Source organism: Pseudomonas sp. S10E 269, from assembly GCF_002798465.1.
GTDB lineage: Bacteria > Pseudomonadota > Gammaproteobacteria > Pseudomonadales > Pseudomonadaceae > Aquipseudomonas > Aquipseudomonas pergaminensis.
On sequence record NZ_PHIJ01000001.1, the window covers coordinates 3357301 to 3376792 of the forward strand.

Annotated in this window: 22 protein-coding genes and 1 pseudogene; 12 read left to right on the top strand and 11 right to left on the bottom strand. The window is 60.5% G+C overall.

Annotated elements, in window-relative coordinates; genetic code table 11:
- Positions 1 to 3: 3 nt before the first annotated feature.
- The 3 genes from CWC48_RS15560 to CWC48_RS15570 are packed head-to-tail and all read left to right on the top strand — an operon-like array spanning position 4 to position 2727.
- Positions 4 to 864 carry a MurR/RpiR family transcriptional regulator gene (locus CWC48_RS15560; RefSeq protein WP_078050164.1) on the top strand — a complete coding sequence of 287 codons (861 nt, stop codon included), beginning with the start codon at positions 4 to 6 and terminating at the stop codon, positions 862 to 864.
- A 1-nt stretch (position 865) separates the two neighbouring features.
- Positions 866 to 2329, top strand: coding sequence for an amidohydrolase family protein (locus CWC48_RS15565; RefSeq protein ID WP_100492158.1), 1464 nt, complete (start codon positions 866 to 868; stop codon positions 2327 to 2329).
- A 29-nt stretch (positions 2330 to 2358) separates the two neighbouring features.
- Positions 2359 to 2727 carry a glyoxalase superfamily protein gene (locus CWC48_RS15570; protein ID WP_100492159.1) on the top strand — a complete coding sequence of 123 codons (369 nt, stop codon included), beginning with the start codon at positions 2359 to 2361 and terminating at the stop codon, positions 2725 to 2727.
- Between the two features lie 179 nt (positions 2728 to 2906).
- On the opposite strand, the gene CWC48_RS30865 is transcribed toward CWC48_RS15570, so the two are convergent.
- Both CWC48_RS30865 and CWC48_RS30870 read right to left on the bottom strand, forming a co-directional pair.
- Positions 2907 to 3770 carry a methyl-accepting chemotaxis protein gene (locus CWC48_RS30865; RefSeq protein ID WP_370636473.1) on the bottom strand — a complete coding sequence of 288 codons (864 nt, stop codon included), beginning with the start codon at positions 3768 to 3770 and terminating at the stop codon, positions 2907 to 2909.
- A pseudogene (locus CWC48_RS30870) lies at positions 3762 to 4826 on the bottom strand (methyl-accepting chemotaxis protein); the annotation flags it as partial. The gene CWC48_RS30865 and the pseudogene CWC48_RS30870, both read right to left, overlap by 9 nt.
- Positions 4827 to 5072: 246 nt before the next feature.
- On the opposite strand from CWC48_RS30870, the gene CWC48_RS15580 reads away from it, so the two are divergent.
- The gene (locus CWC48_RS15580; RefSeq protein ID WP_078050160.1) at positions 5073 to 5690 is read left to right on the top strand and encodes an FKBP-type peptidyl-prolyl cis-trans isomerase; all 618 of its coding nucleotides are present in this window, start codon (positions 5073 to 5075) and stop codon (positions 5688 to 5690) included.
- A gap of 139 nt (positions 5691 to 5829) precedes the next feature.
- On the opposite strand, the gene CWC48_RS15585 is transcribed toward CWC48_RS15580, so the two are convergent.
- The 3 genes from CWC48_RS15585 to CWC48_RS15595 all read right to left on the bottom strand — a co-directional run bounded on the left by CWC48_RS15585 (position 5830) and on the right by CWC48_RS15595 (position 7738).
- Positions 5830 to 6087 carry a hypothetical protein gene (locus tag CWC48_RS15585; protein WP_003194088.1) on the bottom strand — a complete coding sequence of 86 codons (258 nt, stop codon included), beginning with the start codon at positions 6085 to 6087 and terminating at the stop codon, positions 5830 to 5832.
- Positions 6088 to 6248: 161 nt separating this feature from the next.
- On the bottom strand, positions 6249 to 6590 hold the full coding sequence (locus CWC48_RS15590) for a zinc ribbon domain-containing protein YjdM (protein WP_078050159.1): 342 nt from the start codon (positions 6588 to 6590) through the stop codon (positions 6249 to 6251).
- Positions 6591 to 6769: 179 nt separating this feature from the next.
- The gene (locus tag CWC48_RS15595) at positions 6770 to 7738 is read right to left on the bottom strand and encodes a polyprenyl synthetase family protein (protein ID WP_100492160.1); all 969 of its coding nucleotides are present in this window, start codon (positions 7736 to 7738) and stop codon (positions 6770 to 6772) included.
- A 239-nt stretch (positions 7739 to 7977) separates the two neighbouring features.
- Between CWC48_RS15595 and rplU the strand changes: the two genes are divergently transcribed.
- From rplU to CWC48_RS15630, 7 genes are all read left to right on the top strand, one after another.
- A complete protein-coding gene (gene rplU / locus CWC48_RS15600) occupies positions 7978 to 8292 on the top strand; it encodes a 50S ribosomal protein L21 (RefSeq protein WP_007950961.1) in 315 nt (104 codons plus the stop codon).
- A 34-nt stretch (positions 8293 to 8326) separates the two neighbouring features.
- Positions 8327 to 8584, top strand: coding sequence for a 50S ribosomal protein L27 (rpmA, locus tag CWC48_RS15605; RefSeq protein ID WP_003176049.1), 258 nt, complete (start codon positions 8327 to 8329; stop codon positions 8582 to 8584).
- Positions 8585 to 8777: 193 nt separating this feature from the next.
- Entirely contained in the window at positions 8778 to 10001 is a 1224-nt protein-coding gene (gene cgtA, locus CWC48_RS15610) for an Obg family GTPase CgtA (RefSeq protein ID WP_078050158.1), read from the top strand.
- A gap of 111 nt (positions 10002 to 10112) precedes the next feature.
- Positions 10113 to 11231 carry a glutamate 5-kinase gene (gene proB / locus CWC48_RS15615; protein WP_005791305.1) on the top strand — a complete coding sequence of 373 codons (1119 nt, stop codon included), beginning with the start codon at positions 10113 to 10115 and terminating at the stop codon, positions 11229 to 11231.
- Positions 11232 to 11246: 15 nt separating this feature from the next.
- Positions 11247 to 11711, top strand: a complete 465-nt coding sequence (locus tag CWC48_RS15620; RefSeq protein WP_015885841.1) for a CreA family protein — start codon at positions 11247 to 11249, stop codon at positions 11709 to 11711.
- A 101-nt stretch (positions 11712 to 11812) separates the two neighbouring features.
- Positions 11813 to 12295, top strand: coding sequence for a glutathione peroxidase (locus CWC48_RS15625; RefSeq protein ID WP_078050157.1), 483 nt, complete (start codon positions 11813 to 11815; stop codon positions 12293 to 12295).
- A gap of 273 nt (positions 12296 to 12568) precedes the next feature.
- Positions 12569 to 13672, top strand: a complete 1104-nt coding sequence (locus CWC48_RS15630; RefSeq protein ID WP_078050156.1) for an NADH:flavin oxidoreductase — start codon at positions 12569 to 12571, stop codon at positions 13670 to 13672.
- 796 nt (positions 13673 to 14468) lie between these two features.
- On the opposite strand, the gene CWC48_RS15635 is transcribed toward CWC48_RS15630, so the two are convergent.
- Together CWC48_RS15635 and cysZ are read right to left on the bottom strand one after the other, a co-directional pair.
- Positions 14469 to 15647 carry a glycosyltransferase family 1 protein gene (locus CWC48_RS15635; RefSeq protein ID WP_078050155.1) on the bottom strand — a complete coding sequence of 393 codons (1179 nt, stop codon included), beginning with the start codon at positions 15645 to 15647 and terminating at the stop codon, positions 14469 to 14471.
- A 54-nt stretch (positions 15648 to 15701) separates the two neighbouring features.
- Positions 15702 to 16469, bottom strand: coding sequence for a sulfate transporter CysZ (gene cysZ, locus CWC48_RS15640; RefSeq protein ID WP_100492161.1), 768 nt, complete (start codon positions 16467 to 16469; stop codon positions 15702 to 15704).
- Between the two features lie 283 nt (positions 16470 to 16752).
- On the opposite strand from cysZ, the gene trxB reads away from it, so the two are divergent.
- Positions 16753 to 17715 carry a thioredoxin-disulfide reductase gene (gene trxB, locus CWC48_RS15645; RefSeq protein WP_003176041.1) on the top strand — a complete coding sequence of 321 codons (963 nt, stop codon included), beginning with the start codon at positions 16753 to 16755 and terminating at the stop codon, positions 17713 to 17715.
- Between the two features lie 188 nt (positions 17716 to 17903).
- Here the strand turns inward: trxB and CWC48_RS15650 are convergent, their stop codons facing one another.
- The 4 genes from CWC48_RS15650 to folE are packed head-to-tail and all read right to left on the bottom strand — an operon-like array spanning position 17904 to position 19489.
- Positions 17904 to 18242, bottom strand: coding sequence for a HopJ type III effector protein (locus CWC48_RS15650; RefSeq protein ID WP_099492593.1), 339 nt, complete (start codon positions 18240 to 18242; stop codon positions 17904 to 17906).
- Positions 18235 to 18531 (bottom strand): DUF1244 domain-containing protein, encoded by a 297-nt coding sequence (locus CWC48_RS15655; RefSeq protein ID WP_010206472.1) that lies wholly within the window; start codon positions 18529 to 18531, stop codon positions 18235 to 18237. The genes CWC48_RS15650 and CWC48_RS15655 overlap by 8 nt, the downstream gene beginning before the upstream one ends.
- A gap of 23 nt (positions 18532 to 18554) precedes the next feature.
- Positions 18555 to 18926 carry a dihydroneopterin triphosphate 2'-epimerase gene (gene folX / locus CWC48_RS15660; RefSeq protein ID WP_003176029.1) on the bottom strand — a complete coding sequence of 124 codons (372 nt, stop codon included), beginning with the start codon at positions 18924 to 18926 and terminating at the stop codon, positions 18555 to 18557.
- A gap of 2 nt (positions 18927 to 18928) precedes the next feature.
- Positions 18929 to 19489: a GTP cyclohydrolase I FolE gene (folE, locus tag CWC48_RS15665; RefSeq protein ID WP_025858052.1), complete on the bottom strand. Its 561-nt coding sequence runs from the start codon at positions 19487 to 19489 to the stop codon at positions 18929 to 18931.
- Positions 19490 to 19492: the final 3 nt, after the last annotated feature.

The following is a 19492-nucleotide window of genomic DNA, read 5'->3' on the forward strand; positions in this document are numbered from 1 at the left end:
CCCATGGACATTCTCTACCAGATCCGCGCCCGCCAGGATTCGTTCAGCGCCGGCGAAGGGCGTATCGCCAAGCTGATGCTTGATGATGTGGGATTTGCCGCGTCGGCCAGCCTGGAAGAATTGTCCCAACGGGCCGAGGTCAGCACGGCCACCTTGTCGCGGTTCGCGCGCAGCGTCGGTTGCCGGGACTTGCGCGACCTGCGCCTGCAATTGGCCCAGGCGAGTGGGGTGGGCAGTCGCTTCCTCGACCCTGCGGGGTTGCCGGAGCAGTCGGCGTTTCATCGGCAGATCCTGGGGGATATCGAAGCGACCTTGCGTCAACACTTGTCGGGGTTCAACCAGGCGAGCTTCATCGATGCGGTCCACCTGTTGGGCAAGGCGCGGATGATCCACGCATTCGGCATGGGCGGCCCATCGAGCCTGTGCAGCGACGAGCTGCAGGTGCGCCTGGTACGCCTGGGCTATCCGATTGCTGCCAGTCATGACCCGGTGATGATGCGTGTCACGGCCGCCACCTTGGGGCCGGAGCATGCGCTGATCGTGTGTTCGTTGACCGGCCTGACCCCGGAGCTGCTGGACGTGGTGGAACTGGCGCGCAATTACGACGCGCGCATTGTCGCCATCACCCTGGCGGATTCGCCCTTGGCGCAGTTGGCGGATGTACTGCTGCCCCTGCAACCGGCCGAAACCAGTTTTATCTACAAACCCACGGCGGCCCGCTACGGCATGCTGCTGGCCATCGACCTGCTCGCCACTGAGCTGGCGCTGGCCCTGCCGGACGACAACCAGGAACGCCTGCGCCGCATCAAGCTGGCCCTGGACGATTATCGCGGAGGCCCAGACAGCCTGCCGCTTGGAGACTGATATGAAGTACGACACGCTGATACGCCAGGCGCTGATCATTGATGGCAGCAACACCCCGGGCTATGTGGCCGATGTGGGATTGCGCGATGGGCGCATCGCGACGATTGGCGATTTGTCGGCGGCGGTGGCCGAGCATGAAGTCGAAGCGGCGGGGCGCGTGCTGGCGCCGGGTTTTATCGACGTGCACACCCACGATGACACGGTGGTGATCCGCCATCCGCAGATGCTGCCCAAGCTCAGCCAGGGCGTGACCACGGTGGTTGTCGGCAACTGCGGCATCAGTGCGTCGCCGGTGAACTTGCGCAGTGATCCGCCAGACCCGATGAACCTGTTGGGCACGCGTGAGGCGTTCAGTTACCCGCGGTTTGCCGATTACCGTGCGGCGGTGGAGAACGCGCATCCGGCGGTGAACGTCGCGGCGTTGATCGGCCATACCGCGTTGCGCAGCAACCATATGGACGACCTGCATCGCACCGCCTCGGCGGATGAAATCGCCGCCATGCGCGCGCAGTTGCACGAGAGCCTCGAAGCCGGCGCCCTCGGTTTATCCACAGGCCTGGCCTACGCCAGCGCATTCAACGCCGAGACCGATGAAGTGCTGCAACTGAGTGAAGAACTCACCGCATTCGGCGCGGTGTACACCACCCATTTGCGCAGTGAATTCGAGCCGGTGCTTGAGGCGATGGACGAGGCGTTCATGATCGGCCGGCATGCCAAGGCGCCGGTGATCATTTCCCACCTCAAATGTGCCGGCGCCGGTAACTGGGGGCGCAGTCCGCAGCTGTTGGCGTCGTTGGAACTGGCGGCTAAAACCCATCCCGTGGGGTGTGATTGCTACCCCTATGCGGCGAGTTCTTCGACCCTGGATCTCAAGCAGGTGACTGACGCCTTTCGGATCACCATCACCTGGTCGACGCCGCACCCGGCGATGGGCGGGCGCGATTTGCAGGATATTGCCGCTGAGTGGGATGTTTCGTTGATGGACGCCGCACGGCGGCTACAACCGGCAGGGGCGGTGTACTACGGGATGGATGAAACGGATGTGCGACGGATCCTGGCGCATCCGTTGTCGATGGTCGGGTCGGATGGGTTGCCCGAGGACCCGTTTCCACATCCACGCTTGTGGGGTGCATTTCCACGGGTATTGGGGCATTTCAGCCGCGATGTCGGGTTGTTCCCATTGCATACCGCCGTGCACAAGATGACAGGCCTTTCTGCCGCGCGTTTTGGCCTGGCGGAGCGGGGTGAAATCCGCGAAGGGCACTGGGCCGACCTGGTGTTGTTCGACCCGTTGCGCGTGCGCGATGTGGCGGATTTCAAGGAACCGCAACGCGCGGCCGAGGGCATCGATGGGGTGTGGGTCAACGGGGTGTTGAGCTACAGCGACGGGCAGGCGAATGGTCAGCGGCCGGGTCGGTTCCTGGCGCGCAGTGGGGATTTGCGTCGGGGGTTTTCGTCTCTATAGTGGACGCTTATTTAGACGGAGCGGTTGCCATGCACTTAGGAAAAGTCACCCCTATCTTGCGGATCTTCGACGAGGCCAAGGCGTTGGAATTCTACGTCGACTTCCTGGGATTCAAGGTGGATTGGCAGCATCGTTTCGAGGCCAATTTTCCGCTGTATCTGCAGGTGTCGTTGGGCGACTGTGTGTTGCATCTGACGGAGCATCATGGTGATGCCTCGCCGGGTGCGGCGGTGCGAATTCAGGCGCAAGGCGTGGACGCCTATCAGCAGCAGTTGGCGAGCAAGGACTATCGGTATGCCAAGCCCGGGGTTGAGGAAACGCCTTGGGGATCGCGGGAGATGAGCATCAAGGACCCGTTTGGGAACCGCTTGGTGTTTGTCGAGGAAGGCGAGGGCTGAGGGGTAAATCGCAGGCAAAAAAAACCGCCTTGGTAGGGCGGTTTTTTTTGCAAACCCAGTTAGTGGCTGGGGTTGCGATCTCAAACGGCGCATTCGACCTGCAAGCCGATATTAACGCTGGTCATGTCACCACGCCAAGACCGAACGATGACCGACATGAAGGGGTTTCAGGCGTTTTATTACACCCGGAAATGACTGACCATCTGCTGCAATTGGCTCCCCAACCGCGCCAGTTCAACACTCGACTTGGCCGTCTCGTCACTCGCCGTAGCGGTCTGCTCCGACACATCCCGCACATTCACAATGCTGCGGCTGATCTCTTCAGCCACGGCGCTTTGCTGCTCGGCGGCGGCGGCGATCTGCTGGTTCATCGACTGGATATTCGACACGGTTCGGGTGATGTTCTCCAGCGACACACCCGCCTTGCGCGTCAGCTCGACACTGCTGTCGGTGAGGCTGCGGCTGTTGTTCATCACATTGGCCACTTGCTGGGTACCGTTCTGCAAGCCGGCAACCAGGCCTTCGATTTCCTCGGTGGATTTCTGCGTGCGCTGGGCCAGGCCGCGCACTTCGTCAGCCACCACAGCAAATCCACGACCGGCTTCACCGGCACGCGCTGCTTCAATCGCTGCGTTGAGGGCCAGCAGGTTGGTCTGTTCGGCCACGGCCTTGATCACGTCCATCACGCTGCCGATCTTGTTGCTCTCTTGTTGCAGGTGGGTCATGGCGTCGGTGGAACGTGCCACTTCAGCGGCCAGGCGCTCGATCTGGGCGATGGCCTCAGCCACCACCTTGTCGCCTGCGCGGGCTTGCCCGTCGGCATCGGCTGCCGCCAGTGAGGCTTGCTCGGCGTTACGGGCGACTTCCTGCACCGTGGCGGTCATTTCGTGCATCGCCGTAGCGACCTGATCGGTCTCGATCTTCTGGCTGTTGACGCCGGCGCTGGTTTGCTCGGTCACGGCCGACAACTCTTCGGCGGCGCTGGCGATCTGGGTCACGCCGTCGCGGATGCCGCTGATCAACTCGCGCAGGGTGGTGCCCATGCGCTGGATGCCTTGTTGCAGCACACCCAGTTCGTCCCGGCGCGTGACCTGGATGTTGTGGCTCAAGTCACCGGAGGCAATGCGCTCCACCACGGCCAGGGTGTCCTGGATCGGGCGAGTGATCTGGCGGGTGATGACCAGTGCGGCGATGATGCCCACCAGCAGGGCCAGCAATGTGCTGATCAACTGCAGGCTACGGGCCTGGGCGCTTTCGGTGTCGCGGCGAGTCAGTTGGATCTCGTACAGCTTGTCGCTGATGGTGACGATATCGGCACCTTGGGTGGTCATCTCGGCACGGGCGGTGACGATGTTGGCGTTGGCTGCCTTGTAGTTCTGCACGGCGCTGCGATAGGCACCCAGAGCCGTTTCCAGGGCGGTCAGTGCGCTTTGCTGGCTGGCGCCAAAGGCGGTGCTGAGGCCTTTCAAGCCGGCGATGGCTTTTTCAATCTGTGCGGCGGCGCGCGCTTCGGTCTCCGGGTTGACGTTACCGGTGTAGCCGCGCACTTCGTAGCGGGCCAACTGGAACTGCATCTTGGCGTCGGCCACGGCCTGGAACTGGGCCAGGTGCTCCGAGCTGTCGGGCATTTGCTTCACGCTGGCTTCCAACGCGTCGATTTGTGCGTTGGCGATATCGGCCTTGTCGCCCATCACCTGGCGCGAGGCATTGCCGTTACGGTAAGCCTCGCGCATTTTGTTCAGCGATTGCTGGTAAGCGGTGATGATGGATTTCTGCTCATTGAGCAGCTTGAGGTTCTCCGGGCTCTTGAAGCTGTCCAGGAGATTTTGTTGCTGGGCAGCGAAGGCATCCAGGTTGGTCTGTACGTTCTGGGCCACGGCTTCGTCGCCGTTGGCGAGCATGTATTGCAGGCGCACGATGCGCAGTTTGGTCAGCGACGCGTTGAGCTGGGTGATGTCGCTCATCCAGTTGCTACGGTCGATCAGGCCGCCCAGGCTGGTCCAGCCAGTGAGTGCCAGAATAGATGTGAGGACCAGTACCAGGCCGAAGCCCAGGCCCAGTTTGAGGTTGACGCTGATGTTACCGAACCAGCTATTCATCGAATGCTCCGCAAGAATGATGGGGTGTGCTGGACGGTTATTGATTTTGGAGCCAGCTGCTGTGTAGGGCTGTATCGGCGGCAGGAGGTGAATCTGAAATGCTATTTTGTCCCGGATGACAAAGTGCGCTACCGCAGTGGCCGTGGAGGGGGCTGATCATGGGCGGGGCTTGTGTGCTAGTCTGCTGGCCCTTTTAGTTTTGGGTAGCACGGGGAAACCAGTGTTGTCCTACAGCGGAGCCTCTTCATGTCCGAAGTTAATCTGTCCACCGACGAAACCCGCGTCAGCTACGGTATCGGCCGTCAGTTGGGCGACCAACTGCGCGACAACCCACCACCGGGCGTCAGCCTGGACGCGATCCTGGCCGGCCTGACCGATGCGTTCGCCGGCCAGCCAAGCCGCGTAGACCAAGAGCAAATGGCTGCCAGCTTCAAGGTGATCCGCGAAATCATGCAAGCCGAAGCGGCTGCCAAGGCTGAAGCAGCGGCAGGCGCTGGCCTGGCGTTCCTGGCTGAAAACGCCAAGCGTGATGGCATCACTACCCTGGCTTCCGGCCTGCAATTCGAAGTGCTGACCGCAGGTGATGGCGCCAAGCCGACCCGTGAAGACCAAGTGCGTACTCACTACCACGGCACCCTGATCGACGGCACTGTGTTCGATAGCTCCTACGAGCGCGGCCAGCCTGCAGAATTCCCGGTAGGCGGCGTGATCGCCGGTTGGACCGAAGCCCTGCAACTGATGAATGCCGGCAGCAAATGGCGCCTGTACGTGCCTAGCGAACTGGCCTACGGCGCTCAAGGCGTTGGCAGCATCCCGCCGCACAGCGTCCTGGTGTTCGACGTCGAGCTGCTCGACGTTCTGTAAGACCTGCTGATTACTGCGCCTGGCTTTATGTGGGAGCCGGGCTTGCCCGCGATGCCGGCGACTCGGTCTGATGTCTTACCGAGTTGATGCCATCGCAGGCAAGCCAGCTCCCACATAAAGCAGGTGCATTCAACCTCGCTCATGGATGGAACTTGCCATTCAGCTCCGTCGCCGGGCGCAACGCTCGGGCATAGCAAAACAGAAACAGATTACGCACCACCTCCTTCAACACCCCAGGTTCACTCGAGCTCAGCCCGTTGACGTCCAGGTCTCCTTGGTCCTGCAATTCGTTCAGCGCTTCTTCTTCCAGTACCGCACAGACTTCGCCGGTTTCCCGATGCAGGATCCGCAGGTAAGGGTGTGGGCGGTCCAGCCAGGCATCTATCAAATAAGTCATGGGTCGCATCTCCTTGATGGGTTTCAATGAGAATAATTCTTATTCGTAGAATAGCAAGTGCCTATTGGCGGTTTCTGGTTTTTTCTGTGTGGATATTGCGTTCGATCAACGGAGAGGGCGAAACGCCATCCCGCGGCGGGCGCGGGATGGAGGTAGCAGGTTCAGACTTTGCGCACGAACTCAGACTTGAGCTTCATCGGGCCGATACCGTCGATCTTGCAATCGATATCGTGGTCGCCGTCGCACAGGCGGATGTTCTTGACCTTGGTGCCCACTTTGACGACCAGGGAAGTGCCCTTGACCTTGAGGTCCTTGATCACGGTGATGGTGTCGCCGTCCTGCAGGACGTTGCCCACAGAATCTTTCTTCACGGTGTCGTCGCTGGCTGCTTCGGCCTCGCCATTGGCGGACCACTCATGGGCGCATTCCGGGCAGATCAGCTGGGCGCCGTCTTCGTAGGTGTATTCGGAATTGCATTTCGGGCAGGGTGGCAACGTGCTCACTAAAGCTCCTTGGGAGTCAGGATGGCTAAAAGTCGCACATTATATAGGGTTTTGCGGCGAGCGCGGGCGCTCAGTTGGTAATGCGCTTTAAACGTGGGAACTGGCGTGCCTGCGATAGCGATGGTGAGTTCACTACCGTCATCGCAGGCACGCCAGTTCCCACATTAATCAGTGCGGGATCAGTGAGTACGCGCGACCGCAAACTCACTCAGCTCAACCAGGGCATCCCGGTATTCGCTGGCGGGGAGGGCTTCCAGGCATTTGATTGCACGGGCCACGTAGTCGCGTGCCAGTTGCGCGGTGTACTCCAGGGAGCCCGACGCTTCGACAGCGGCACGGATGGCCTCCAGGTCTTCGATCCCGCCTTTCTGGATCGCCTTGCGCACCAGGGCAGCCTGTTCCGGCGTGCCTTCGCGCATGGTGTAGATCAGCGGCAAGGTCGGCTTGCCTTCGGCCAGGTCGTCACCGACGTTCTTGCCCAGGGTTTCGGCGTCGCCCTTGTAGTCGAGCAGGTCGTCGACCAGTTGGAACGCCACGCCCAGGTGGTCACCAAAGGTGCGCAGGGCTTCGGCCTGTTCGGCCGTAGCGCCGCACAGCGCAGCGGCGCTGTGGGTGGAGGCTTCAAAGAGCATCGCGGTTTTGCCGCGAATCACTTCCATATAGGTTTCTTCGGTGGTGCTGGCGTCGCGGACCTTCGACAGTTGCAACACTTCGCCCTCGGCGATGATGCGGGTGGCCTGTGAAAGAATCTTCATCACCGGCATCGAGCCGAGTTCAACCATCATTTCGAACGAGCGCGAGTACAGGAAGTCACCCACCAGCACGCTGGGTGCGTTGCCCCACATGGCGTTGGCGGTCTCGCGGCCACGGCGCATGCCGGACATGTCGACCACGTCGTCATGCAGCAGGGTGGCGGTGTGCAGGAATTCGATAGTGGCCGCCAGCAGGCGCAGGTCATCGCCTTCGCGACCCAGGGCCTTGCCGCACAGCAGCACTAATAAAGGACGCAGGCGTTTACCGCCCGCCGACGTAATATAGTCGCCAATTTTGGAGACCAGCGGCACTTTAGAAGTCAGCTGCTTCTTGATGATGCCGTCGACGGCGCTAAAATCGTCCGCGACCGCGCGGTAGAAAGCTTGGGGTTGCATCAGCGACAGTCGCTCCAGAAGGGTTGCGCGGCATGCTAGGACCCAGGCCCCGTAGTGTCAAGGCGCGATAGACGGCCTCTTGCAACACCCCGTTGCCTTGCGTACAATCGCGCACCCTGAACTTCCTGGGCAGCACCTGCCTTACGCAATTGCATTCGGGACGTCCATCCCATGCAGCCATGCCAGCCAATACCTCTTCTTATAAAGCGCTGGGTGAGCAGGATTATCGGAGAAATACCATGTCGTACGCAGTAATTGTTACTGGTGGCAAGCAATACAAAGTCGCCCCAGGTGAATACCTGAAGATCGAAAAACTGGAAGTCGCTACCGGCGAATCCGTTACTTTTGATCGCGTTCTGTTGGTCGCCAATGGCGATGACGTGAACATCGGCGCTCCAGTTGTTGCTGGCGCTACCGTTGTGGCTGAAGTGATCTCCCAAGGTCGTCACGATAAAGTCCGCATCATCAAGTTCCGTCGTCGTAAGCACCACATGAAGCGTATGGGCCACCGCCAGTGGTACACCGAGATCAAAATCACCGGTATTCAGGCTTAATTTCAGCCTAATTCCTCACTAGGAGAATTGACTCATGGCACACAAAAAAGCTGGTGGTAGTACCCGTAACGGTCGCGACTCAGAAGCCAAACGCCTTGGCGTTAAGATGTATGGCGGCCAGAAAATCATTCCGGGCAACATCATCGTGCGTCAGCGCGGCACCCAATTCCACGCCGGTTACGGTGTAGGCATGGGTAAAGATCACACCCTCTTCGCGAAAATCGAAGGCGTGATCAAGTTTGAAGTAAAAGGCGCGTTCAACCGCCGTTACGTGAGCGTTGTCGCAGCTTAATTGCGAGATCGCTGGAAAAGCCCTGTCTTGCGACGGGGCTTTTTCGTTTGTGGGGTGAGTCTCTTGCAAAGCTGTTTGTGATGGGCTCAAGCGCTGGATGTGCGGTCGTTGATTGAGGTCGCTGCGCTCATTTTTGCAAGAGTCTTATGTCTTGGTTTCTTAAGCTCGTCCGTGCGGCGAGAGGCGTTTTGTTATGAAGTTCGTTGATGAAGTTTCCATCCGAGTAAAAGCAGGCGACGGCGGTAACGGTTGCATGAGTTTCCGTCGCGAAAAATTCATCGAAAACGGTGGCCCCAACGGCGGTGACGGCGGTGACGGCGGTTCCATCTACATGATGGCCGACGAGAACCTCAACACCCTGGTCGACTACCGTTACACCCGGCACTTTGATGCCGAGCGTGGCTCCAACGGTGGCAGCACCGACTGCACCGGTAAAAAAGGCGAGGACCTGGTACTGCGCGTACCGGTCGGCACCACGATCATCGACTCCGCGACCCAGGAAGTAATCGGCGACCTGACCAAGGCCGGCCAGAAGCTGATGGTTGTGCAGGGCGGCTGGCACGGTCTGGGTAACACCCGATTCAAGTCCAGTACCAACCGTGCGCCACGCCAGACCACGCCAGGCAAGCCGGGCGAGCAGCGTGACCTCAAGCTGGAAATGAAAGTACTCGCCGACGTGGGCCTGCTGGGCCTGCCAAACGCTGGTAAAAGTACCTTCATCCGCTCGGTGTCGGCCGCCAAGCCGAAAGTTGCCGACTACCCGTTCACCACCCTGGTACCCAACCTGGGTGTGGTCAGCGTCGACCGTTGGAAAAGCTTCGTGATCGCCGACATTCCCGGCCTGATCGAAGGCGCTTCCGATGGCGCCGGCCTGGGGATTCGCTTCCTCAAGCACTTGGCGCGTACGCGTTTGCTGCTGCACCTCGTAGACATGGCGCCGCTGGATGACACCAGCGCACCGGACGCCGCCGAAGTGATCGTCAGCGAACTGACCAAGTTCAGCCCGGCCCTGGCCGAGCGTGATCGTTGGCTGGTGCTGAACAAGTGTGACCAGATCCTCGAAGAAGAGCACGAGGAGCGCGTCAAGGAAATCGTTGATCGCCTGGAATGGACCGGTCCGGTCTACGTGATCTCGGCCATCGCCAAAGAAGGCACCGAGCGCCTGACCCGCGACATCATGCGTTACTTGGAAGACCGCGCCGATCGCCTGGCGGCCGACCCGGTTTTCAAGGCCGAACTCGCCGAGCTCGACCAGCAGATCGAAGACGAAGCCCGCGCCCAGCTACAGGCCCTGGACGATCAGCGTGCCTTGCGCCGCAGCGGCGTGAAGTCGGTCCACGACATCGGTGACGATGATTGGGACGAAGAAGACGTGGATGATGAAGACGGTCCGGAAATCATTTACGTGCGTGACTGATCCGTTGCGATAAACTTGAACGCCGCTCCTTATAGAGCGGCGTTTTAGTATCCGGGTTTAACGTTATGGGCCGCGCTGGGTCGCGCAGCCCTCAATCTAAGGTTGAAGATGATGCGGAGCAAAGTGACAGGTGCGCAGCGCTGGGTCGTAAAGATCGGCAGTGCGTTGCTGACGGCGGATGGCAAGGGGCTGGATCGCGCAGCCATGAGCGTCTGGGTCGAGCAGATGGTGGCCTTGCATGAGGCCGGTGTTGAGTTGGTGCTGGTGTCGTCCGGGGCGGTTGCCGCCGGGATGAGCCGCCTCGGCTGGACCGCGCGACCCAGCGCGATGCACGAACTGCAAGCCGCCGCCGCCATCGGCCAGATGGGCCTGGTGCAAGCCTGGGAATCCAGCTTCGCCGAGCACGGCCGCCACACGGCGCAGATCCTGCTGACCCACGACGACCTGTCCGACCGCAAGCGCTACCTCAATGCCCGCAGCACCTTGCGCGCCCTGGTCGAGCTCAAGGTCATCCCGGTGATCAACGAGAACGACACCGTGGTCACCGACGAAATCCGCTTCGGCGACAACGACACCCTGGCCGCCCTGGTTGCCAACCTGGTGGAAGCCGACCTGTTGGTGATCCTCACCGACCGTGACGGTATGTTCGACGCCGACCCGCGTAACAACCCCGATGCCCAGCTTATTTATGAGGCTCGTGCCGATGACCCGGCGCTGGACGCTGTGGCCGGCAGCGTCGGCGGTGCCCTGGGCCGTGGCGGCATGCAGACCAAACTGCGTGCAGCGCGCCTGGCCGCACGTTCCGGCGCGCACACCATCATCGTCGGCGGGCGCCTTGAGCGCGTGCTGGACCGCCTCAAGGCCGGTGAACGCATCGGCACGCTGCTGTCGCCGGAACGCGGCATGCTTGCGGCGCGCAAACAGTGGCTGGCCGGTCATCTGCAAACCCGTGGCACGCTGGTGCTGGACGAGGGTGCGGTGTCGGCATTGTCCCAAGGCAACAAGAGCCTGCTGCCGGTGGGCGTCAAGCTGGTGCAGGGCAGTTTCCGCCGTGGCGAGATGGTGGTGTGCGTAGCGCCGGACGGTCGTGAGATCGCCCGTGGCCTGGCTAACTACAGCGCCCTCGAAGCACAGAAAATCATTGGACAATCGTCCGATGCGATTGTCGGACTTCTGGGTTACATGGCCGAACCGGAACTGGTTCACCGCGATAACCTGATCCTGGTCTAACCAAAGGAATACACAATGCGTGTCATGAAGGGATTGCTCGGCCTGCTGCTGGCCATGCCGTTGCTGGCCTCGGCCGAGGAAATCGGTCAGGTGTCGACGGTGTTCAAGTTTGTCGGCCCCAACGACCGAATCGTTGTTGAAGCCTTTGACGATCCCAAGGTCGACGGCGTGACCTGCTACCTGTCGCGCGCCAAGACTGGCGGCGTGAAAGGTGGCCTGGGCCTGGCCGAAGACCGTGCCGAAGCGTCGATCGCCTGCCGTCAGGTGGGCCCGATCCGCTTCAAGGGTGAGCTCAAGGACGGCGACGAAGTGTTCAAGGAGCGCACCTCGCTGGTGTTCAAGACCATGCAGGTGGTGCGCTTCCTCGACAAGAAGCGCAATACCCTGGTGTACCTGGTCTACAGCGACCGCCTGATCGAAGGCAGCCCGCAGAATGCCGTCACGGCCATTCCGATTTTGCCCTGGCCGACCGCTCAGTAACTCGCAGGCGAGTTTTGCAATCGGCGTCTATGATTGCAGGCTTGCGGGTTGTAATCTCGAAGCACCGCAATGCGAAGAACATGGGATATCTGGAGTTCGTCATGAGTGCTTTCCACGACCTGAAACTCAAAGCTTTGGACGGACAAGAGCTGCCGCTGGCGCCCTTTAAGGGGCAAGTTGTGCTGGTGGTCAACGTGGCCTCCAAATGTGGCTTGACCCCGCAATACGCCGCGCTCGAAAACCTCTACCAGCAGTACAAGGACCAGGGCTTTACCGTGCTCGGCCTGCCGTGCAACCAGTTTGCAGGCCAGGAGCCGGGGACCGAGGAGGAGATCCAGGCGTTCTGCAGCCTGAACTACGGGGTGACTTTCCCGTTGGGCAGCAAGCTTGAGGTCAACGGGCCTGATCGTCATCAGCTGTACCGCCTGCTGGCGGGCGAGGGTGCCGAGTTTCCTGGGGATATCACCTGGAACTTCGAAAAATTCCTGTTGGGCAAGGATGGGCGAGTGCTCGCACGCTTCTCCCCGCGCACCGCGCCAGATGACCCGACGATCGTCCAGGCCATCGAAAAAGCCCTGGCCTGAAGACGTCCAGGAGGCTTTCGTGGTGAGCGGGCTTGTCCCGCGCTGGGTGGCGAAGCCGCCCTAAAATCAGACGCCGCATTTCTAGACAGAACGCGGCGTTTTTTACTGGGGCGGCTTCGCCACCCAGCGCGGGGCAAGCCCGCTCACTACAGGTTAGCGGCAACAGGTTGTGCCACTTTTACCCCTTAATCACCCAGATCAATAGTGCTACCCAGCGCTTTGCGCTCCCCATATTATCCACGTCATAAATCCCGTCTTCCGTGGAGTGCTCCCATGCCCGTCCAAGCCTTGTTCAAACCCTTTCAGCTCGGTGCATTGCAACTGTCGACCCGCGTTGTCATGGCGCCGATGACCCGCTCGTTCTCCCCTGGCGGCGTGCCCAATTCCAAAGTGATCGAGTACTACCGTCGCCGCGCCGCCGCAGGCGTGGGCCTGATCATCACTGAAGGCACGGTGGTCGGCCACCAGGCCTCCAATGGCTACCCCAATGTCCCGCACTTTTACGGTGAGGCCGCGCTGGCCGGCTGGAAAAAGGTGGTCGACGCCGTGCATGCCGAAGGCGGCAAGATCGTTCCACAGCTTTGGCACGTGGGCAGCGTACGTCGCATCGGCACCGAGCCTGACGCCAGCGTGCCGGCCTACGGTCCGATGGAGAAGCTCAAGGACGGTGACGTGGTCGTGCATGGCATGACCCAGCAAGACATCAAGGAGGTCATCAACGCCTTCGCCCAAGCCGCCAAGGACGCCCAGCGCATTGGCATGGACGGCGTGGAGATCCACGGCGCCCACGGCTATCTGGTCGACCAGTTCTTCTGGGAAGGCAGCAACCAGCGTACCGACGAATACGGCGGCAGCCTGGCCAACCGTTCGCGCTTTGCCATCGAGCTGATCCAGGCTACCCGTGCCGCGGTCGGCCCGGACTTCCCGATTATTTTCCGTTTCTCCCAGTGGAAACAGCAGGACTACACCGCGCGCCTGGTGCAAACCCCCGAGGCGCTTGGAGAGTTTCTCAAGCCGTTGTCTGACGCGGGCGTGGACATTTTCCACTGCTCCACCCGTCGTTTCTGGGAGCCGGAATTCGAAGGCTCCAACCTCAACCTGGCTGGCTGGACCCGTCAACTCACCGGCAAACCGACTATCACCGTGGGCAGCGTTGGCCTGGATGGTGAGTTCCTGCAGTTCATGGTCAATACCGACAAGGTCGCGCAGCCGGCCAGCCTGGAAAAACTGCTGGAGCGTTTGAATAACGACGAGTTTGACTTGGTGGCCGTGGGCCGTGCCCTGTTGGTGGACCCGGATTGGGCGTTGAAGGTGCGCGAAGGCCGCGAGGGCGACATCCTGCCGTTCAGCCGTGAGGCGTTGACCACGTTGGTCTGATAAGGCCCGTTGGGAGCTGGAGATGGGCCGGGTATGTCGATACCCGGCCCTTTTTTTCAGCGGTTGCTCAAGCGGTGGCGTGGTTGTAGAGGCCGTCGCTCGGCATAGGGCGTCCGGTAGACGTCATCATAGTCGGGCTGTGTCGGTACAGGCCTTGATGTGGTCTGCAGATAGTCCCTACCGGGTTGTGCATAGTCGTAATCCGGTTGACGTGGGTAGGGATCATTCCAGCCTGGCTGAGTGTGCTGGTAGTCCGGTTGTGGCCGGTGGGGTGTATTCCAGCCTGGCTGAGTGTGCTGATAGTCCGGTTGTGGCCGATGGGGTGTATTCCAGCCTGGCTGGGTGTGCTGGTAGTCCGGTTGTGGCCGGTGAGGTGTATTCCAGCCTGGCTGGGTGTGCTGGTAGTTCGGTTGTGGCCGGTGCGGACGATTCCAGGCTGGCTGGGTATGTTGGTAATCCGGCCGGGATGGGCGCGGGCGATACCACTGTTGCGGGTGGTTTGCCTCGGACGCTTGCAGTGGATTGCCCGTAGCCGCCGGAGTGCTGAAGTGCCAATTGTTGTGAGCCGCTGCTCCGCTGATGTGTGTCGACATAAAAATCTCTTTCAGATTATGGGGTACCCACCTTCACCAGGCAGGTGTGTTATGGGTGGTCATAATCTGAGCGGCGTTCCCGACATATGCTGTTTGATAGCGGCGATTCCGACAATGCCTATTGCCTATTCCGAATTGCTGTCACGTAAACCGTCGGTTGTAGCCGCTGAGAGGTGAAGCGGACGACTGGCGCTGTCGACGGATCAGTGTGTAGATGGTAACGGCGAAGCAACGAACTCTCCTTGGCACACACCTCGTAACTGCTGCTCAAACTGCTCGATAATCGCCGGCCAGCCTTGCCGGCTGGCATGTTGCCGGGCATTGAGCCGCATGCGGCGCAGGCTTTCGGCGTCTTCCAGCAGCCAGTTGGCGGCATCGCAGAAAGCACCTTCGTCACCCGGCATCGCCAGCACGCCGTTGTAGCCGTGGCGGATATGCTGGGTCGCGGCAGCCTGGTCATAGGCCACCACGCCCAACCCCGATGCCATCGCTTCCAGCACCACGTTGCCGAAGGTTTCAGTCAGGCTGGGGAACAGGAACACATCGCCCGAGGCGTAATGCCGCGCCAGTTCCTCTCCGCGCAAGGTGCCGCAGAAAATCGCCTCCGGCAGTTCCTTCTCCAGCGTCGCTCGCTGCGGGCCATCACCCACGATGATGAGTTTCATCTGGCGCAGGGGATAGGTGTCCTGCAAGGTCTCGAAGCAGCGCTTGAGCAACCCCAGGTTTTTCTCCTGCGCCAGTCGGCCCACATAGAGCACGGCGGTTTGCTCACTGTTCAATGCCCAACGTTCCCGCAGCGCATTGTCGCGTTTGGCGGGGTGGAACAATTGGCTGTCCACCCCGCGCGACAACATGCCCAGACGCTCGAAATGCTTGCGTTCCAACTCCAGGCGTTGGCTGGCACTGGGTACCAGGGTCAGGGTCGAGCGGTTATGGAACCAGCGCAGATAGTGAGTAACCATCCGGCTCAGCATGCTCATGCCATATTGGTTCGAGTACTGCTGGAAGTTGGTGTGAAAACCGCTGACCACACTGATCCCCAGGCGCCGGGCCGCACGCAGGGCAGACAAGCCCAAGGGCCCTTCAGTGGCGATGTACAGCACGTCCGGACGCTGACGCGTCCAGCGCCGCAGTAACTTGTGCATCGACGACTGCCCCCACTGCAGGCCAGGATATCCCGGCAGCGGCCAGCCACGGCATAGCAATAACGCGTCGTCGCTGGGGCGGCTCTGGTCGACACCTTGGCGCGGGCGAACCAGCTCAACTTGATGGCCACGCGCCCGTAACCCCTCGCACAGGCGACCAAGGGTATTGGCCACCCCGTTGATCTCTGGCGGGAAGGTTTCGGTAATGAGGGTGATGTGAAGCGAGGCTGTCGTCATGACCCACAGTGTCGCCGTGGGCCATGTCGTCATTGTGTCATCGAGATGATGGATTTATGACTGGGTTATCTTTCGCTGCTGTGCCATCGCCTCGGCACCTTGTTCGCGCACCCAGAACAACGTGGCCCCGGCCACCGCCGCTGGCATCATCAGCAGGTTGACCACCGGCACCAGCAACACCAGGTAAACAATCCCGCCGAAGCTCATGCTCTGCCAGCGTTTCTGGCGCAGCCAGGCGAGCATTTCGTTCCAACCCAGCTTGTGGTTATCCGCCGGGTAGTCGATGTACTGGATCGCCATCATCCACACGCCAAACAACAGCCACAGCGGCGCAGCGATCAGGTTGACCACCGGAATGAACGACAGGATAAACAGGCCGATGGCCCGTGGCAGGAAGTAGCCGAGCTTGCGCATTTCCCGCGCTAGGGTGCGGGGGACCATGGCGATCAACTCACCCCAACTGAAGGCCGGGAAGTCATCGGTGCCTCGCACCACCACCTCGACTTTCTCTGAAAGAAAACCGTTGAAGGGCGCCGCGATAATATTGGCTAGCATGGTGAAGGTGAAAAACACCATCAGCACCACCAGCACCACAAACAGTGGCCACAGCAGGTAATTCAGAAAGCTCAGCCAGCTCGGCAGCGTCGGCATCAAATGATCGACCCACAGGCTGAACTGATGGCCGGCGAAATAGATCAAGCCGACGAACAGCACCAGGTTGATCGCCAGCGGCAGCAGCACGAACAGGCGCAGGCCGGGGCTCAGCACCAGTTTGAGGCCTTCACGCAGGTATTGCGGGCCGGAAAGAGCGGGGGCGGGCATGGAGAACTCCGAGCAGAGGGACGAACGCGCCGACCTTACCGACTTTGTATCGGAGACGAAAGCGGCGACATCAACGGTAACAAACGCGTCGATCAACTGGACCGACTGCATAGAGACCACCTATGAGCTGGATTGTTATTCCGTATTTCCTTAATCTTGCCCCCCTCGATACGCTGCACCCATTATTTTTCAGGGCCTGCGAGTTCAAGCCTTCCCCAAGTGCTTCGTAGTCCCTTTTTTATTCCAGCCGCCTTGTAGTCCGGGCGGTCGATAGGAGTGAGTCATGTCTGATACCCGTCATTCGCGAGTGATTATTCTCGGTTCCGGCCCTGCCGGTTACAGCGCTGCCGTCTACGCTGCCCGAGCCAACCTCAAGCCACTGCTGATTACCGGCATGCAGGCGGGCGGTCAGTTGACCACCACCACGGAAGTCGACAACTGGCCGGGCGACGTCCACGGCCTGACCGGCCCGGTGTTGATGGAACGCATGAAAGAGCACGCCGAACGCTTTGAAACCGAGATCGTGTTTGACCACATCAACAAGGTCGACTTCTCCAAGAAGCCTTACAGCCTCACCGGCGACAGCGGCGTGTACACCTGTGACGCGTTGATCATCGCTACCGGCGCCAGCGCCCGTTACTTGGGCCTGCCGTCGGAAGAAGCATTCATGGGCAAAGGCGTTTCCGCCTGCGCGACCTGCGACGGTTTCTTCTACCGCAACAAGCCGGTTGCCGTGGTCGGTGGTGGCAACACCGCCGTGGAAGAGGCCCTGTACCTGGCCAACATCGCCAGCACCGTGACCCTGGTCCACCGTCGCGAGACCTTCCGCGCCGAAAAGATCCTGATCGACAAGCTGCACGCCCGTGTCGCTGAGGGCAAGATCATCCTCAAGCTCAACGCCACCCTGGACGAAGTCCTGGGCGACAACATGGGCGTGACCGGTGCGCGCCTGAAGAACAACGACGGCAGCTTCGACGAGCTGAAAGTCGACGGCGTGTTCATCGCCATCGGCCACACCCCGAACACCTCGCTGTTCGAAGGCGTGCTGGAAGCCAAAGACGGTTACCTGGTGGTGCAGGGCGGCCGTGAAGGCAACGCCACTGCCACCAACATCGAAGGTATCTTCGCTGCCGGTGACGTGGCCGACCACGTCTACCGCCAGGCCATCACTTCGGCCGGCGCCGGTTGCATGGCGGCACTGGATGCCGAGCGTTACCTCGACGGCCTGCAGAACGCTTCGTTCTGAACCTGTTGAAATAAAAAAACCGGCTGAGAGGCCGGTTTTTTTTATGTCCGCAATTTAACTAACACCCAGGTCATGAAGTGTTAACCCAACCCCTGTGGGAGCTGGCTTGCCTGCGATAGCGGTGTGTCAGTTACCACCGCTATCGCGGGCAAGCCCGGCTCCCACAGTGACCGGGTTTACAAGTTAAATCAGCGGCGGGTCAGGGGCTGTGCGCTGAACTTCACACCGGCCAACCCATGGGTAATCAACGCACGGATATTGCCATGGTCGCTGCCCTCAGGCGTCGCCACCACCGAACGGTAATGCTCACCAAACGCCAGCAGTGCTTCCTGGTCGCTCAGGCCTTCCAGCAGCGCCAGGCCCAGGGTCTTGCACGAACCCTCGTTCTGCCCAGCTGCGTTTTCCACGTTGCCATTGGTGAAGGCTTGGGGCTGGTACTCATAACCTGCAGCAACAAACGCCAGCGTATCGGCAAAAACATGTTCGCCGCTGTTGAGGCTGGCGCGCAGGGTGTTCAAATCAGTCATGGGTTTTTCCTTTGGCGAACGCGGCCTGTTGGTCGGCGCTGGCTTCTTTCTGGTATTGGGCTTTCCACTCGGCGTAGGGCATGCCGTACACCACTTCACGGGCGTCATCGAGGCTCAGCTCGATCTGGCGCTCATCGGCCTCGGCCTTGTACCACTTGGACAAACAGTTGCGGCAGAAACCCGAGAGGTTCATCAGGTCGATGTTCTGCACATCCTTGCGGCTGTCCAGGTGGGCCACCAGCCGGCGGAAGGCGGCGGCTTCGAGTTCGAGGCGTTGTTGATCGTTCATAAGGTTCACGCATATCTCAGGGGTTAGCGGCTGGCCGCCAGGGTAATCGAAACCGACTCGGCAAAGCGCAGCGCATGGGGCTTGTCCACTTCGACCTCGGCGTACAGCACCGACTCATTACTCATCACCAGGTCCAGCAGTTCCTGGGTCAGGCGCTCCAGCAGGGCAAAGCGGTTGCCCTCGACGTGGGCGATGATTGCCTTGGTGATGGTGCGGTAGTTCAGCGCATGATCAATGTCATTGTCGCGTACGGCTTCCTGGGCGGCATACAGGATGGTCAGGTTGATCAGCACATCCTGCTTGTTGAGGATCTCGTCCTCGTTGATGCCGATGTACGTGCGCAGGCACAGGTCCTTGACCCGGATGCGCGCCATGCCTGGTTGAAGTTGTGGCATTGCTACTTGCTCCGTCCGATCAGTTGCAGGAACTCCATGCGCGTGGTGTTCGACTCGCGGAACGCGCCGAGCATCACCGAGGTGTTCATGGTTGAATTCTGTTTTTCCACGCCGCGCATCATCATGCACATGTGCTTGGCTTCGATGACGACTGCCACGCCAGCCGCCTGGGTCACGTCCTGGATGGCGTCGGCGATCTGCCGCGTTAGGTTTTCCTGGATCTGCAGGCGGCGGGCGAACATGTCGACAATGCGCGCCAGCTTGGACAGGCCCAGTACCTTGCCGGTCGGAATATAGGCCACGTGGGCCTTGCCGATAAAGGGCAGCAAATGGTGTTCGCACAGCGAGTACAACTCGATGTCCTTGAGGATCACCATCTCGTCGTTGTCAGAGGCAAACAATGCGCCGTTGACGATCTCTTCCAGGTTCTGCTCGTAGCCATGACACAGGTATTGCATGGCCTTGGCGGCGCGCTTGGGCGTATCGAGCAAGCCTTCGCGCTCGGGGTCTTCGCCCAAGCCCTTGAGGATCTCGCGGTAGTGGTGGGGCAGGGATAAGGTCATACA